The sequence below is a fragment of the Arthrobacter rhombi genome, assembly GCF_039526245.1.
Lineage (GTDB): Bacteria > Actinomycetota > Actinomycetes > Actinomycetales > Micrococcaceae > Arthrobacter_H > Arthrobacter_H rhombi.
Window position 1 is genome coordinate 342,775 of sequence record NZ_BAAAIV010000012.1, and the last position, 14,312, is coordinate 357,086.

The 14,312-nt window shown below is 69.0% G+C and carries 17 protein-coding genes and 1 riboswitch; of the genes, 16 read left to right on the top strand and 1 reads right to left on the bottom strand.

The genetic code is table 11. The annotated features are described in order from the left end of the window. Positions 1–7: 7 nt before the first annotated feature. Positions 8–140, top strand: a riboswitch (FMN riboswitch). A gap of 95 nt (positions 141–235) precedes the next feature. From pnuC to ABD088_RS12280, 9 genes are all read left to right on the top strand, one after another. Then, positions 236–940, top strand: coding sequence for a nicotinamide riboside transporter PnuC (gene pnuC, locus ABD088_RS12240; RefSeq protein ID WP_343902208.1), 705 nt, complete (start codon positions 236–238; stop codon positions 938–940). Further along, positions 937–2,040 (top strand): bifunctional diaminohydroxyphosphoribosylaminopyrimidine deaminase/5-amino-6-(5-phosphoribosylamino)uracil reductase RibD, encoded by a 1,104-nt coding sequence (gene ribD, locus ABD088_RS12245; protein ID WP_343902209.1) that lies wholly within the window; start codon positions 937–939, stop codon positions 2,038–2,040. The genes pnuC and ribD overlap by 4 nt, the downstream gene beginning before the upstream one ends. Beyond that, positions 2,040–2,666 carry a riboflavin synthase gene (locus tag ABD088_RS12250; protein ID WP_343902210.1) on the top strand — a complete coding sequence of 209 codons (627 nt, stop codon included), beginning with the start codon at positions 2,040–2,042 and terminating at the stop codon, positions 2,664–2,666. Before ribD ends, ABD088_RS12250 begins: the two co-directional genes overlap by 1 nt. Continuing rightward, entirely contained in the window at positions 2,663–4,003 is a 1,341-nt protein-coding gene (ribB, locus tag ABD088_RS12255; RefSeq protein ID WP_343902211.1) for a 3,4-dihydroxy-2-butanone-4-phosphate synthase, read from the top strand. The genes ABD088_RS12250 and ribB overlap by 4 nt, the downstream gene beginning before the upstream one ends. Next, positions 4,003–4,485 (top strand): 6,7-dimethyl-8-ribityllumazine synthase, encoded by a 483-nt coding sequence (ribH, locus tag ABD088_RS12260; protein WP_343902212.1) that lies wholly within the window; start codon positions 4,003–4,005, stop codon positions 4,483–4,485. Before ribB ends, ribH begins: the two co-directional genes overlap by 1 nt. Before the next feature lie 90 nt (positions 4,486–4,575). Beyond that, the gene (locus tag ABD088_RS12265; RefSeq protein WP_343902213.1) at positions 4,576–4,839 is read left to right on the top strand and encodes a phosphoribosyl-ATP diphosphatase; all 264 of its coding nucleotides are present in this window, start codon (positions 4,576–4,578) and stop codon (positions 4,837–4,839) included. Between the two features lie 87 nt (positions 4,840–4,926). Next, positions 4,927–5,775: an ATP phosphoribosyltransferase gene (gene hisG, locus ABD088_RS12270; RefSeq protein WP_343902214.1), complete on the top strand. Its 849-nt coding sequence runs from the start codon at positions 4,927–4,929 to the stop codon at positions 5,773–5,775. Between the two features lie 13 nt (positions 5,776–5,788). After that, positions 5,789–6,559 carry an imidazole glycerol phosphate synthase subunit HisF gene (gene hisF, locus ABD088_RS12275; RefSeq protein WP_343902215.1) on the top strand — a complete coding sequence of 257 codons (771 nt, stop codon included), beginning with the start codon at positions 5,789–5,791 and terminating at the stop codon, positions 6,557–6,559. Positions 6,560–6,581: 22 nt separating this feature from the next. Next, positions 6,582–7,301: a GNAT family N-acetyltransferase gene (locus ABD088_RS12280; protein ID WP_343902216.1), complete on the top strand. Its 720-nt coding sequence runs from the start codon at positions 6,582–6,584 to the stop codon at positions 7,299–7,301. A gap of 30 nt (positions 7,302–7,331) precedes the next feature. Here the strand turns inward: ABD088_RS12280 and ABD088_RS12285 are convergent, their stop codons facing one another. Continuing rightward, on the bottom strand, positions 7,332–7,967 hold the full coding sequence (locus tag ABD088_RS12285) for a TIGR03085 family metal-binding protein (protein ID WP_343902217.1): 636 nt from the start codon (positions 7,965–7,967) through the stop codon (positions 7,332–7,334). A 93-nt stretch (positions 7,968–8,060) separates the two neighbouring features. Between ABD088_RS12285 and hisI the strand changes: the two genes are divergently transcribed. The 7 genes from hisI to trpA all read left to right on the top strand — a co-directional run bounded on the left by hisI (position 8,061) and on the right by trpA (position 14,093). Continuing rightward, entirely contained in the window at positions 8,061–8,459 is a 399-nt protein-coding gene (gene hisI / locus ABD088_RS12290; RefSeq protein WP_343902218.1) for a phosphoribosyl-AMP cyclohydrolase, read from the top strand. Between the two features lie 32 nt (positions 8,460–8,491). Continuing rightward, positions 8,492–10,048 (top strand): anthranilate synthase component I, encoded by a 1,557-nt coding sequence (locus ABD088_RS12295; protein WP_343902219.1) that lies wholly within the window; start codon positions 8,492–8,494, stop codon positions 10,046–10,048. Beyond that, on the top strand, positions 10,045–10,734 hold the full coding sequence (locus ABD088_RS12300) for a Trp biosynthesis-associated membrane protein (RefSeq protein WP_343902220.1): 690 nt from the start codon (positions 10,045–10,047) through the stop codon (positions 10,732–10,734). The genes ABD088_RS12295 and ABD088_RS12300 overlap by 4 nt, the downstream gene beginning before the upstream one ends. Before the next feature lie 121 nt (positions 10,735–10,855). After that, a complete protein-coding gene (locus tag ABD088_RS12305; protein ID WP_343902221.1) occupies positions 10,856–11,125 on the top strand; it encodes an HGxxPAAW family protein in 270 nt (89 codons plus the stop codon). Positions 11,126–11,127: 2 nt separating this feature from the next. Next, positions 11,128–11,958 (top strand): indole-3-glycerol phosphate synthase TrpC, encoded by an 831-nt coding sequence (gene trpC / locus ABD088_RS12310; protein WP_343902222.1) that lies wholly within the window; start codon positions 11,128–11,130, stop codon positions 11,956–11,958. Positions 11,959–12,009: 51 nt separating this feature from the next. After that, positions 12,010–13,311, top strand: a complete 1,302-nt coding sequence (trpB, locus tag ABD088_RS12315; RefSeq protein WP_343902223.1) for a tryptophan synthase subunit beta — start codon at positions 12,010–12,012, stop codon at positions 13,309–13,311. 5 nt (positions 13,312–13,316) lie between these two features. Further along, the gene (gene trpA / locus ABD088_RS12320) at positions 13,317–14,093 is read left to right on the top strand and encodes a tryptophan synthase subunit alpha (protein WP_343902378.1); all 777 of its coding nucleotides are present in this window, start codon (positions 13,317–13,319) and stop codon (positions 14,091–14,093) included. Positions 14,094–14,312 lie beyond the last annotated feature (219 nt).

Genomic DNA, 14,312 nt, shown 5'->3' on the forward strand with positions numbered 1-14,312 from the left:
AGTAAACACACGTGCTCCGGGGTCGGTGTAAGTCCGAACCGGCGGTTATAGTCCGCGACCCGAGGTGCCTCACGGCGCCGAGGTTGAACTGGTGGAATTCCGGTACCGACAGTTAAAGTCTGGATGGGAGAAGCACGTACAGGGCTGGTCCGTTGACCGGTGCGTCGGTGACGTACCGCCAACGATTCCCTCGCTGTCGTACCCCCGGAGCCGCCGCGGCTCACGAGGAGGAACGATGGAATCCCTGCGGTGGCTCATTGATTTGTTCAATGCCAACATCCCGGTCGGCAACAGCTCGCTGCTGGTGCGCGAGGTCGTCGGGAACATCTTCGGCCTGGCCAGCGCCGTGGGCGGCATGCGCCGCAAGGTCTGGGCCTGGCCCGTCGGCATCATCGGCAACCTGCTGTTGCTGACCGTCTTCCTCGGCAGCATCTTCGACACCGGGCATGCGGCGAACCTGTTGGGGCAGGCCGGACGCCAGATCATGTTCATCGCCGTCTCCTTCTACGGCTACCACCGGTGGAAGCAGGCCCGGGGCAGCGGCTCCGGGACCGCCATCTCGCCGCGCTGGGCCACACCCCGCGAACGCTGGACGCTGCTGGTCATCCTGGTGGTCGGGACCATCGCGCTGACCCCGCTGTTCAGGATCCTGGGCTCCTATGAACCCGTCTGGGCCGACGCCTGGACCTTCGTCGGTTCGCTGCTGGCCACCTGGGGGATGGCCAAGGGGTGGGTGGAATTCTGGCTGCTGTGGGTGGCCGTCGACATCGTCGGCGTCCCGCTGCTCTTCAGCGCCCAGTATTACGCCAGCGCCTTCATGTACCTGTTCTACGGATGCTTCACGCTGGCCGGGTTCTTCGTCTGGTGGCGGGTCAGGAACCGTGAACAAGCCATCGTGCAGACCGCCATGCCCGACCCGATCACCCGGAGCGCCCCATGAGCGGGCTGTCCGCGGCCGCCGGCGATTTCAGCGCCGCCGAACGCGCCGGCATGGACCACGCCCTGCGGCTCGCCGGAGACGGGGTGCGCGGTGCCAATCCGCTGGTGGGCACGGTCATCCTCGACGAGGACGGGACCGTGCTGGCCAGCGGGGCGCACCACGGCGCGGGCACACCCCACGCCGAGGCGGCAGCCCTGGCAGCACTCGGGCACCTGCCCGCCGATCGCGCGCGCCGGCTGACCTTGCTGGCCACCCTCGAACCCTGCAGCCACACCGGGCGGACCGGACCCTGCGCGGAGGCCATCATCCGTTCCGGCATCGGCCGCGTGGTCTACGCCAGTGCCGATGGCACCGAACGGGCCGGAGGCGGTGCCGAGATGATGCAACGGGCTGGCATCGATGTGGTGAGCGGACTGTGTGGCGACACGGCCCGCGAGCTGAACCACCGCTGGTTCGCTGCCCGGACCGCCGATCGCCCCTTCACCACGCTGCACCTGGCCCAGAGCCTGGACGGGCGGATCGCCGCAGCGGACGGCACCAGCCAGTGGATCACCGGCGACGGGGCCCGCGGGCATTCCCACGCGGTCCGCGCCCGGGCCGAGGCGATCATCGCCGGCACCGGCACCATCCTCGCCGACAACCCGCGCCTCACCGCCCGGACCCCCGACGGATCGCCCGCCGCGCGGCAACCGCTGCGCGTGGTGATGGGACACCGCGACGTGCCCGCCGGAGCCGCCATCGCCGACGGGCCCGACTACCTGCAGCTGCGCGAACACGACCCGGCGGCCGTGCTGGCCGACCTCGCCGGCCGGGGCATCGACCACGCCATGATCGAGGGCGGGGCCTCCATCGCCACGGCGTTCCTGTCCGCCGACCTCGTCGACGAGATCTGGCTCTACCAGGCACCCCTGTTCCTGGGCAGCGGACGCCACGCCGTCGGGGACCTGGGCGTCACCACGCTCGCAGACGCCGCCCGCTTCCGCTACGACGACCGCGGCGGCCCCGCCCACCAGCTGCTGGGTGCGGACGCCGTCCTGCACCTCGAACCCACACCGACCTCGGGACCCGCACAGGTCACCGACCACGAAAGGACCCGCTAATGTTCACGGGCATCATCACCGGACAGGGCCGCGTCGAAAACGTCGCCGACGTCCCCGGGCAGGACGCCGCCGTGCTGCGCATCAGCGCCCCCGGCCACGCAACCGACCTCGGGATCGGCGGATCCATCGCCGTCAACGGCGTCTGCCTGACCGCCACCGCCATCGACGGGGACCTCGTCGACCTGGACGTGATGGGGGAGTCGCTGCGCCTGACCACCACCGGGGCACTGCGCCCCGGCGACCCGGTCAACCTCGAACGCTGCGTGGTCGCCGGCGGGCGGCTGGACGGCCACGTGGTGCAGGGCCACGTGGACGGAACGGGCACCGTGCTCGAACGCGCCGACGAAGGCAACTGGGTGCGCCTGCGCTTCGGGCTGCCCCGCGAGCTGGCCCGCTACGTCGCCCGCAAGGGTTCCATCGCCGTGGACGGCGTCTCCCTGACGGTGACCGCCGTCTCGGGCGCCGGGGAGGCGGAGCAGTACTTCGAGGTCGGCGTCATCCCGACCACCCTGCGTGAAACCGTCCTGAGGGCCCGCACACCGGGGGCCGCCGTGAACCTGGAGGTCGACGTCATGGCCAAATATGCCGAACGGCTGGCGGCCTTCGCCGACGGGGTGGCACGATGAGCGCCCCGCAGCCAGGCGGCACCGCCGCCGCAGATCGTGAGGGCAACCTGCTGGATCCGGTCGACGCGGCCATCGCCGCGATGGCCGCCGGGCGCCCCGTCGTCGTCGTCGATGACGAGGACCGGGAGAACGAGGGCGACATCATCTTCGCCGCCGAATTCGCCACCCCCGAACTGATGGGCTGGACCATCCGGCACTCCTCGGGCGTGCTGTGCGTCCCGATGCCGGGCGAACGGGCCGACCGGCTCGGCCTGCCACCCATGGTGGAGCACAACCAGGACGCCAAGGGCACCGCCTACACGGTCTCCTGCGACGCTGCGGCCGGGGTCACCACCGGCATCAGCGGCGCCGACCGCGCTCTGACGGCACGCATCCTCGCCGATCCGGGCAGCGACCAGGGCTCCATCAACCGGCCCGGCCACATGTTCCCGCTGCGCGCCGTCGACGGCGGCGTCCTGCAACGCCGGGGCCACACCGAAGCCAGCGTGGACTTGTGCCGGCTGGCCGGGGTGCAGCCGGTCGGGGTGATCGCCGAACTCGTGCACGACGACGGCACCATGATGCGGGTGCCCGCGCTGCGGGCCTTCGCCGACGAGTTCTCCATCCCGTTGATCAGCATCGAGGACCTGGCAGCCCACCTGGAGGATCACGGGGCCACGGCACCGGAACCGGCCAGCTCCTCCGCGGTGCTCGGCGGACCCGTGGTGGCGGTACCCACCGCCCACGGGACGTTTGCCGTGCAGGCCTGGACCGAACGCGACAGCGGCCAGGAACACCTGGTGCTCACCGCCCCGACCCCCCAGCATGCAGGAGGCGAGGCCCCGCTGGTGCGCCTGCACTCCGAGTGCCTCACCGGGGACGTCTTCGGTTCGTACCGCTGCGATTGCGGTGAACAGCTCGACGCCGCGTTGGCCGCCATCGCCGCATCCGGGGGGACCGTCGTCTACCTGCGCGGACACGAGGGCCGTGGCATCGGCTTGGCCAACAAGATCCGCGCGTACTCGCTGCAGGACGGCGGGGCGGACACGGTCCAGGCCAACGAACAACTCGGCCTGCCCGTGGACGCCCGGCGCTACGACGCGGCGGCGGCCATCCTCCACGGCCTGGGGCTGGAGCGGATCCGGCTGATCACCAACAACCCGCTGAAGGCCAGCTGGTTGCGCGCGGCGGGCATCGACGTCGCCTCCCTGGTCCCCAGTACGATTGCGGCCCGACCGGAAAACACCAGGTACCTGCAGACCAAACGCGAACGCATGTCCCACCAGATCCTGGCCGAGGCGTTCACCGCGGCCACCCCCGATACCCCCGAAACATCCACCACGAAGGAGAACCACTGATGAGCGGACACGGAGCACCCACCACCGGAACGGAGCAGCTGGCGGCCGCCGGACGGGCCGGACTGAGCGCCGTCATCGTCGCGGCCAGCTGGCACCAGGAGGTCATGGACGGACTCGTCGACGGGGCCTTGCGGGCGGCAGCCGACGCGGGCATCTCGGCACCGGAGGTTATCCGCGTTCCGGGGACCTTCGAGCTCCCCGTCGCCGCGGCACGCTTCGCCCACAACTTCGACGCCGTCGTGGCCCTGGGCGTGGTCATCCGCGGGGGCACCCCGCATTTCGATTTCGTCTGCCAGGGCGCGACGGCGGGGCTCACCGATGTCTCGGTGCGCACCGGCACCCCGGTCGGCTTCGGGGTCCTCACCTGCGACACCGAGCAGCAGGCCCTGGACCGTGCCGGCCTCCCCGGATCGGTGGAGGACAAGGGACACGAGGCCATGTCCGCGGCACTGCTGACCGCCCTGGTGCTCTCGGGCAAGTAGCAGGCCCCCGGCCGCCATCCCGCTCGTCGCTTTCGTCACATTGAAAGAGGCGAGTCGGGACGGCGGCCCCCCAACGGCTACCCTTGAGGGGTGAAAACCTTTGACACCCTCTTTGCCGAATTGGCCGACAAGGCACGGGAACGCCCCACGGGCTCCCGCACCATTGCGGAGCTGGATTCGGGTGTCCATGGCATCGGCAAGAAGATCGTGGAGGAAGCGGCCGAAGTCTGGATGGCCGCCGAATACGAGACCGATGCAGAAGCCGCGGAGGAGATCTCCCAGTTGCTCTACCACCTGCAGGTGATGATGCTGGCCAAGGGCCTGTCGCTCGAGGACGTCTACAAGCATCTCTAGCCGCCACACCCGCCACCGGCGGGACGGGCGGCACGTGATGCCACAGTACCGATGACCAGCACAGCCAGCACAGAAAAGAGCACCTGAATGTTGCGAGTAGCCGTACCGAACAAGGGCGCCCTCTCCGAGGCAGCCACCGCCATGCTCAACGAATCCGGATACCGCCAGCGCCGCGACAACCGCGAACTGGTCATGGTCGACCCGGACAACGACGTCGAATTCTTCTACCTTCGCCCCCGCGACATCGCCGTCTACGTGGGACGCGGCATCCTCGATGTCGGCATCACCGGACGCGATCTCTTCCTGGACGCCGGGGTCAATGGCGACGCCGAGGAACTGTTGCCCCTGGGCCTGGGCGCCTCGACGTTCCGCTTTGCCGGACCCGTCGGCGACTTCTCCTCGGTCGGCCAGCTCAACGGCAAGCGCATCGCCACCAGCTACGACGGCCTGCTGCGTGACTTCCTGGACCGCGAGGGCATCGACGCTTCCGTCGTCCGCCTCGACGGCGCCGTGGAGTCCTCGGTCCGGCTCGGCGTGGCCGACGCCATCGCCGACGTCGTGGAGACCGGCAGCACCCTGCGTGCCGCCGGCATGGAGACCTTCGGGGACCCCATCCTCGAGTCCGAGGCCGTACTGATCGGGCGCACGGGGGAGAACCCCCACGGCCTGGAGATCCTCACCCGGCGCCTCCAGGGCGTGCTGGTGGCCCGCCGCTACGCCATGCTGGACTACGACATCCGCAAGGACCTGGTCGAACGGGCGTGCGCCCTGACCCCGGGCCTGGAATCCCCGACCGTCTCCCCGCTGCAGGACGGCGATTGGGTGGCCGTGCGCTCCATGGTCAAGCAGGCCCAGGCCAACAACATCATGGACGAGCTCTACGAGCTGGGCGCCCGCGCCATCCTGGTGACCAACATCCACGCCATCCGCATCTAAAGAGGACCACCCCGTGAGCGTAGCCATCCGTGTCATCCCCTGTCTCGACGTCGATGCAGGGCGCGTCGTGAAGGGTGTGAACTTCGAGGGCCTGCGCGATGCGGGGGACCCGGTCGAGTTGGCCAAACGCTACAACGCAGCCGGCGCCGACGAGCTGACCTTCCTGGACGTGACCGCCAGCTCGGGCAACCGCGAGACCACCTTCGACGTCGTGCGCACCACCGCCGAAGAGGTCTTCATCCCGCTCACCGTCGGCGGCGGGGTCCGCTCCGCTGACGACGTCGACCGGCTGCTCCGGGCCGGCGCCGACAAGGCTTCGATCAACACGGCAGCCGTGGAGCGGCCCGAGGTCATCCGCGAGATCACCCACCGCTTCGGATCCCAGGTCCTGGTCCTGTCCCTGGACGCCCGCCGCAGCAACGACCCCTCATTGCCGTCCGGTTTCGAGGTCACCACCCATGGGGGACGCACCGGGTCGGGCAGGGACGCCATCGAGTGGGCGCGCGAGGCCGCCGAGAGCGGCGTCGGCGAGATCCTGCTGAATTCGATCGACGCAGACGGCACCAAGGAGGGCTTCGACGTCGAGATGATCGCCGCCGTCAGGGCCGCGGTCCACGTGCCGATCATCGCCTCCGGCGGTGCCGGTGACCCCTCGCATTTTCCCGCGGCCATTGCCGCCGGGGCCGACGCGGTCCTCGCCGCGTCGATCTTCCATTTCGGCCCGGTCGACATGATCGCGCGGGTCAAACAGGCCATCAAGGAGGCAGGCCATCCTGTTCGCTGAACCAGAAGAGCTTGACCGGCTGATGGATGCCGCCTGGCCGGCCCTGGAGAAAAGTGCCCTCGGCGGGTGGACCTTGAGGTTCTCCGCCGGCATCACCCAACGGGCCAATTCCGTCCTGCCGATCGCCATGCCCAACGACCTCGAGGCGGCCGTCGCCGAGGTCGAGACGCGCAGCGCCGCACGGTGGCTGAACTCCATATTCCAGATCAGCCCGGCAGCCCAACCCGCCGACCTGGACGACTACCTGGCCGCCCGCGGCTACACGGTGGGCACCCCCACCCTGGTGCAGGTAATGGATTCCACCGAGCTCGGACGGTTCGCGGACATCGAACCGGATCCGCGCATCGAGTTCTCCGACGAGCCCTCGCAGGAGTGGCTCGAGGTGTTCTGGTACCAGGATGGGCCGGCGGCACCGGATGACCGTGAGGTCTCCCGCCGGATCCTCAAGGGATCACCTGCCGTCTACGTCGGGATCCGGGTGGACGGGCGCATCGAGTCGATCGCCCGCATGGCCGTGGTGGGGGAGTACGCCGGCATCTACTGCGTGACCACCCGTCCCGAGGCCCGTCGCCGGGGCTACTCCCGGATGATCATGGAGGCCGTCCTGCACGAGGCGTACCGTCGGGTCCTCGGTGGGGTCTGGCTGCAGGTCCGCGAATCCAACGTGGGCGCGATCGTCCTCTACAACTCCCTGGGTTTCAGTACCGCGTCGAGCTACCACTACCGCACCCGCAGCCTGTAGGGGCCGGGCCGTGTGCCCACGCGGTTGACCTCAGGGCAGGGTGCTGGAGAACAGGGCCAATGCGTCCTCGGACCCCTCGAAGGTGACGAGCGCGTGGTTCCGCCGACCGTTGGCGTGCATCATCAACTCGCCGGGGACCCCGGTGATCGCCACCGACGTCGCCGCCTTGCGGACCACATGACGCTGCCCATCGGGACGACGCAGGATGACCCCCACGTCGACTCCGCGGTAATAAAGGGCCGCCCTGCGGATCAGCGCCTCCCACAACACTTCCGAGTATTCGTCGTCGAGCACGCGCGGGGCCCACCGGTCCACGCCGCGCCTGACATCCTCCGTGTGCACGAAGTACTCGATGAGGTTGGCTGCATGCTCCACCGCGGGGAGCCCCAGGGGCGACCAGGGTGCGGGGCCGCGGCGGAAGCGGTCAACGAGTTCGGCGTAGTGCCCCGGATCCTCGGCGCGTCGTGCCAGCCGGTCCAAGCGCCGTTCCATGGGCGCCTGCAGCGGACTGATGGCCAGGCCTGCAGCCCAGGGGCTGTGCTCGCGGAGCACCAGATGCGCGGCCAGGTGCCGGGTCTTCCAACCAGCGCACAGCGTCTCCTCGTCGGGCCCAGCAGCCTGCAGGACTTCGGCGAGGACTTCACGTGACGGGGGTACGTATCGCATTACCTTGAAACTAGCACGATCCCGGGCCCATGGAAGGGTTTGCCGGTGTCGCGGACTGCGTGGCGCGGGGCCCGGGCCACTAGACTGGACACGATGCCGCAGAACCCAGACCCCCAGCCCACGGAACCTGCCCTCGACCCGGGGATCGCCGCCGGACTCAAACGCGACGCCGACGGCCTCGTGGCGGCCATCATCCAACAGCACGACACCTCCGAGGTGCTCATGCTCGGATGGATGGACGACGAGGCATTGCGCCGCACCCTCACCTCGGGACGGGTCACCTTCTGGTCCAGGTCCCGGCAGGAATACTGGCGCAAGGGCGACACCTCAGGCCACCAGCAACTCGTCCGATCGGTCGCCCGCGACTGCGACGGCGACGCCCTGCTGATCCAGGTCCACCAGATCGGGGCCGCGTGCCACACGGGAACCCGCACCTGCTTCGAGGGCCGCGACATCCCGGCGGTCCAGGGCCCGGACCCGGACCACGCCTAGACCCGCCGACCACGCAAGGAAACCAGTACAGCATGCAAGAATTCGGTGTCATTTCCCCCACGCTCGAGCAGTTCAGGGAGCTCGCGCGGAACCGCAGCGTCATCCCCGTGAACCTGCGCGTGCTGGCCGACACGCTGACGCCCATCGCCGTCTACGAACGCCTCGCCGGTGGCCGCGCCGGCACCTTCCTCATGGAGAGCGCGGCCGCCGGCGGGGTCTGGAGCCGGTTTTCGTTCATCGGATGTGACTCCCGGGCCACCCTGACCACCCGTGACGGGCGGGCGCATTGGCTGGGTTCGCCACCGGCCGGCGTGCCCACCGAGGGCAGCCCGGTGGAGGTCCTGCGCGACACGATCGCGATGCTGCGCACCGAACCGCTGGACGGCCTGCCGCCCTTCACCTCGGGCATGGTCGGTTTCGTCGGCTGGGAAAGCGTCAGGCACTGGGAACGGCTTCCCGACCCGCCGCCGGATGACCTGGGGCTGCCCGAACTGGCCATGAACCTGGTCAGCGACATGGCCGTGGTGGACAACCGCGACTCAACGGTCACGCTGATCGCCAACGCCATCAACCAGGATGGTGCCGACACCGGCGTCGACGCGGCCTATCACGACGCCGTCGGGCGCCTGCGCTCCATGCTTGACGGGCTCACCGTTCCGGCCCCCGGCTCGGCGTCCGTCTTCTCCGGAACCCAGGTCCCCTCGGCGGAACTCATGGAAGCGGTGACCCACAGCTGGGACGAGGACGGTTACCGGCAGGCGATCCTGCGCGGCAAGGAGGCCATCGTCGACGGCGAGGTCTTCCAGGTGGTGGTCTCGCGGCGCTTCGAGCTCGAATGCACTGCCGACCCGCTGGACGTCTACCGGATCCTGCGCACGACCAACCCCAGCCCCTACATGTACCTGTACAACCTCCAGGATTCCGACGGCGGTGCCTACGCCATCGTCGGATCCTCGCCGGAGGCGCTGGTCACCGTGAACGACCGGGACGTCGTGACCCATCCGATTGCCGGTTCCAGGCCGCGTGGGGTGACCTACGAAGAGGACCACCTGCACGAAAAGGACCTGCTCTCCGACGAGAAGGAACGTGCCGAGCACCTCATGCTCGTGGACCTGAGCCGCAACGACCTGTCCAAGGTCTGCGAACCGGGCACGGTGGAAGTCACCCAGTTCATGGAGGTCGAGCGCTTCAGCCACATCATGCATCTCGTCTCCAACGTGGTGGGGCGGCTCGACGCCGCGTCGACGGCCTACGACGTCCTGGCGGCGACCTTCCCCGCGGGAACGCTGTCCGGGGCCCCGAAGCCACGCGCCCTGCGCCTGCTGGACGAGTTCGAGCCCCACCGACGTGGCGTCTACGGCGGTGTCGTGGGCTACCTGGATTTCGCCGGCGACATGGACATGGCCATTGCCATCAGGTCGGCACTGCTCAAGGACGGGCGTGCCTACATCCAAGCCGGGGGAGGGATCGTCGCCGACTCGGAGGTCGACGCGGAAGCCCAGGAAAGCATCAACAAGGCAGCAGCACCGATGCGTGCCGTCTGGGCGGCGCGCACGCTGCGTCCGGCCGTCGCCGAGGAGGAAGCATGAGCACCATCCACACCCCCACCGAACCGCAACGCAGCACCGGGAGCCGGTGGATGTCCAAGCGCTTCGTCGTGTTCGCCGGGGTCATCGGGGGCATCGCCGGGCTGGCCATGAGCACGCGGACGTGGATCCACGTCGTGCCGGCCCAGGGCGCCATCAACGTCCAGGAATTCGACGTCTCCGGCAAGGACGCGGCCACCGCCGTTGCCGCGTTGGCAGTGGTCGCCCTGGCGGGTTCCGTCGCAGCAGCCATCGCCGGTCGACTGGCGCGCTGGATCATCGCCGTCCTGGTCCTGCTCTCCGGGCTGGGCATCACCGCTTCCGCGCTGTCCGCGTTGTCGAACCCCATTGCAGCTTCCGTGTCGAAGGTCGGTGACGCGGCGGGAACCATGCGGATCCAGGGCGACTACCAGGTGACCTTCTGGCCCTGGCTGACCGTCATCATCGGCGTCTGGATCATGGCTTCGGCCATCTGGCTCGCCGTGGCCGGCCGGCGGTGGAAGACCAGCCGCAAATACACTCCGGCAGCGGCAGCGACCGGCGAAAGCACCGAAGCAGCCCGGGCGACGGCGCCAACGACCTCCGGCCAGGAGGGCGACGCCCCGGGGGAGCAGCCCGACGATTCGGGTTCCCTGGACGAAATCGACGGCTGGGACAGCCTCTCGCGGGGCGAAGACCCCACCCGGTGACGCGGGGCGGCCGTGCCCGTCGCAACATGGCGGCATCACGCCGAAAAGAGTGGCAGAATAGTAACCAGTTTGGCCCGGCACGACACCGGGATACCTGAGGCACCGAGGAGTAGATCAAAACATGGCAAGCAACGTGACCGCCCGGAACGCAGAGGGTCTTGACCCGGTTCTCACCGAACCTGTCGGCCACGGCAACAGCATTGCCGCCTGGACGGCAGTCGGCGTCATGCTCATCGGAACGCTCGTTGGGTGCATTGCCTTCGCCCTGCACGCCGCACTGGGCGTCTACATCGGCATTGCCATCATCGTCATCGGCCTGATCGCCGGCGGCGTCATGCGCCAGATCGGCTTCGGCGTCGGTGGCCACCGTTCGAACGGAAACGGCCACTAGGAGTGACCGTTCTCGAGGACATCATCACCGGAGTTCGCGAGGATCTGCACGAACGCCGACTCCAGATCGGCGACGCGGCCATCCGCGCCCGCGCCCAGGCGGCGCCCCCGGCGCGTGACGCCTACGCCGCTCTCGGCGGCCACCATGACCAGAGCCAACGGGACCAGACGCTGCGCGTGATCTCCGAGGTCAAGCGCCGCAGCCCCTCCAAGGGTGCGTTGGCGGACATTCCGGAACCCGCGGAACTGGCCCGGCAATACCGGGACGGCGGCGCCTCGGCGATCTCCGTGCTCACCGAACAGCGCCGCTTCGGCGGCTCGCTGGCCGACTTCGACGCCGTACGCGCCGCGGTGGACACCCCGCTGCTGCGCAAGGACTTCACCGTGGATGCCTACCAGATCCATGAAGCCCGCGCCCACGGGGCCGATCTGGTCCTGCTCATCGTCGCAGCATTGGACGACCACGACCTGGCGGCGTTCCTGGACCTGACCCACGACCTGGGCATGAACGCGTTGGTGGAAACCCACACCCCCGCGGAAATCGAACGCGCCATCCGGGTCGGAGCCCGCATCATCGGCGTGAACGTCCGCAACCTCAAGACGCTGGACGTCGACCGCGACAACTTCGCCCGTCTGGTCGGGGACATCCCGGACAACGTCGTCATCGTTGCCGAATCCGGCATCCGCTCCAGCGACGACGTGGCCTTGTACGGATCCCACGGCGCCGATGCGGTCCTCGTGGGCGAAGCCCTGGTCAAGGACCACGACCCCGTCACCGCCTTGCGGTCGTTCATTGCTGCCGGCAGCGCCGCCAAGCCAGCGCGAGGGCACTGAACGAAACCACCGACCTGCCATCCATCCCGCCAGCCCTAAGGACGGCCACGCATGAGCCAGACCCCAGAAGAACCCGCAGCAACGACCGGGGAACCGGCAGATGCCTTCCTGGCCGGACAGCACAGCCTGCGCCACGCGCCGGGACCATACTTTGGTGACTTCGGCGGCCGCTGGATGCCCGAATCCCTCATTGCGGCACTGGACGAACTCAACGACACGTTCGAGAAGGCCAAGGCCGATCCGGAGTTCATCGACGAGGTCAACGAGCTGAACCGCAACTACTCGGGCCGGCCATCCCTGCTGACCGAGGCCAAGCGCTTCTCCGAGCACGCCGGCGGTGTGCGGGTCTTCCTCAAACGGGAGGACCTCAACCACACCGGCAGCCACAAGATCAACAACGTGCTCGGCCAGGCGCTGCTGGCCAAGCGCATGGGCAAGACCCGCATCATCGCCGAAACCGGTGCCGGACAGCACGGCGTCGCCAGTGCGACGGCGGCCGCCCTCATGGGGCTGGAATGCGTTGTCTACATGGGGGCCGAGGACACCCGCCGCCAGGCGCTGAACGTGGCGCGGATGCGCCTGCTCGGAGCCGAGGTCGTTCCCGTGACCGTCGGTTCCCAGACGCTCAAGGACGCCATCAACGAGGCACTGCGCGACTGGGTGGCCAACGTGGACAACACCCACTACCTGCTCGGCACCGCTGCTGGGGCCCATCCGTTCCCGGCCATGGTCAGGTACTTCCACGAGGTCATCGGCGAGGAGGCCCGGGAGCAGATCCTGGCCCAGACCGGTCGGCTGCCCGACGCGGTGTGCGCCTGCATCGGCGGCGGCTCCAACGCCATCGGCATCTTCCATGGTTTCCTCGATGACCCCTCCGTGGCCATCTACGGCTTCGAGGCCGGCGGCGACGGCGTGGACACGGACCGCCACGCCGCAACCATCACGCTCGGCCGCCCCGGTGTCCTCCACGGGGCGCGCAGCTACCTGATGCAAGATGAAGACGGCCAGACGATCGAATCGCACTCCATTTCCGCCGGCCTGGACTACCCGGGCGTTGGCCCGGAGCATTCCTACCTGCACGACATCGGCCGGGTCACCTACGAACCGGTCACCGATACCGAGGCGATGGAGGCCTTCAGCCTGCTCTGCCGCACCGAGGGCATCATCCCGGCCATCGAATCCGCGCACGCCCTGGCCGGCGCCCTGCGCGTGGGCCTGACGCTCGCCAAGGCCGGAGGCGACCCGCAGGAGAAGATCCTCATCGTGAACCTTTCGGGCCGCGGCGACAAGGACGTGGCCACCGCAGCCGAATGGTTCGACCTCATCGATACCGAAACAGGTGAAGCCAAGTGATCCGCATGACCTCCGAGGCAGCCATCGAGCGTGCCCGCAGCCAGGGCCGCCCGGCACTCATCGCCTATCTGCCGGCCGGCTTCCCCGATGTGCAGACCACCATCGACGCCGCCGTGGCAGTTGCCGAAAACGGTGCCGACGTCATCGAGATCGGCATCCCCTACTCGGACCCGGTGATGGACGGTGCCGTCATCCAGGCGGCCACCGTGCAGTCCCTGGCCCAGGGCTTCCGTGTGGCGCAGATCTTCGACATCGTCCGGGCCATCACCGAACGCTGCGACGCGGCCGTCCTGGTGATGACGTACTGGAATCCCGTCATGCGCATGGGCGTCGACGAGTTCTCCCGCCGCCTGGCGGAGGCAGGGGGCGCCGGGCTGATCACCCCCGACCTGGTCCCCGACGAGGCAGCCGAATGGTTCACCGCCTCCGAGAAGCACGGTCTCGAACGCATCTTCCTGGTCGCCCCGAGCTCCACCCCCGAGCGCATGGACACCACGGTCAAGGCCAGCAGCGGCTTCGTCTACTGCGTCTCCATCATGGGCGTCACCGGCGCCCGCACGTCGGTGTCCTCCGCGGCCCGTGCCGTGGTCGACGCGGCCCACCACGCCGGCGCCCCGCGTGCCTGCGTGGGCCTCGGGGTCTCGAAGGCCGAACATGTCCGCGAGATCGGCGCCTACGCCGACGGCGTCATCGTGGGCACCGCACTGGTCGCAGCACTGCGTGATGGCGGCGTCGAGGCGGTCGGCGAACTGGCCGCCGAGCTCAGCGGCCGCAGCGCCTGACCTTCCCCTGTCCCAGCACAGCTGACGACGGCGGTGGACACCGCCGTCGTCAGCTGTTTCCGGCCTTCCGTGCGGCACCCGGTCCAGCCCGAGGCCCGGGTGCGGGGCCACGACACAATTGCCGCCCCAATGTAAACGTTATGTTTCCGGCGGGGGATGCGGGCCCCTGAGGTGCTAATCTCCTTTTACGTTTCCCGTGAGGTTGGCATCACACCTGCC

Excerpts from the sequence above, each read along its gene's own strand:
- hisI (WP_343902218.1), top strand. The coding sequence starts at position 8,061 with ATGCCGCAGAACCCAGACCCCCAGCCCACGGAACCTGCCCTCGACCCG.
- ABD088_RS12250 (WP_343902210.1), top strand. The coding sequence starts at position 2,040 with ATGTTCACGGGCATCATCACCGGACAGGGCCGCGTCGAAAACGTCGCC.
- ABD088_RS12280 (WP_343902216.1), top strand. The coding sequence starts at position 6,582 with ATGGATGCCGCCTGGCCGGCCCTGGAGAAAAGTGCCCTCGGCGGGTGG.
- ABD088_RS12295 (WP_343902219.1), top strand. The coding sequence starts at position 8,492 with ATGCAAGAATTCGGTGTCATTTCCCCCACGCTCGAGCAGTTCAGGGAG.
- hisG (WP_343902214.1), top strand. The coding sequence starts at position 4,927 with ATGTTGCGAGTAGCCGTACCGAACAAGGGCGCCCTCTCCGAGGCAGCC.
- pnuC (WP_343902208.1), top strand. The coding sequence starts at position 236 with ATGGAATCCCTGCGGTGGCTCATTGATTTGTTCAATGCCAACATCCCG.
- trpA (WP_343902378.1), top strand. The coding sequence starts at position 13,317 with ATGACCTCCGAGGCAGCCATCGAGCGTGCCCGCAGCCAGGGCCGCCCG.
- ribH (WP_343902212.1), top strand. The coding sequence starts at position 4,003 with ATGAGCGGACACGGAGCACCCACCACCGGAACGGAGCAGCTGGCGGCC.
- ABD088_RS12305 (WP_343902221.1), top strand. The coding sequence starts at position 10,856 with ATGGCAAGCAACGTGACCGCCCGGAACGCAGAGGGTCTTGACCCGGTT.
- ABD088_RS12285 (WP_343902217.1), bottom strand. The coding sequence starts at position 7,967 with ATGCGATACGTACCCCCGTCACGTGAAGTCCTCGCCGAAGTCCTGCAG.
- ribB (WP_343902211.1), top strand. The coding sequence starts at position 2,663 with ATGAGCGCCCCGCAGCCAGGCGGCACCGCCGCCGCAGATCGTGAGGGC.
- trpB (WP_343902223.1), top strand. The coding sequence starts at position 12,010 with ATGAGCCAGACCCCAGAAGAACCCGCAGCAACGACCGGGGAACCGGCA.
- ribD (WP_343902209.1), top strand. The coding sequence starts at position 937 with ATGAGCGGGCTGTCCGCGGCCGCCGGCGATTTCAGCGCCGCCGAACGC.
- ABD088_RS12300 (WP_343902220.1), top strand. The coding sequence starts at position 10,045 with ATGAGCACCATCCACACCCCCACCGAACCGCAACGCAGCACCGGGAGC.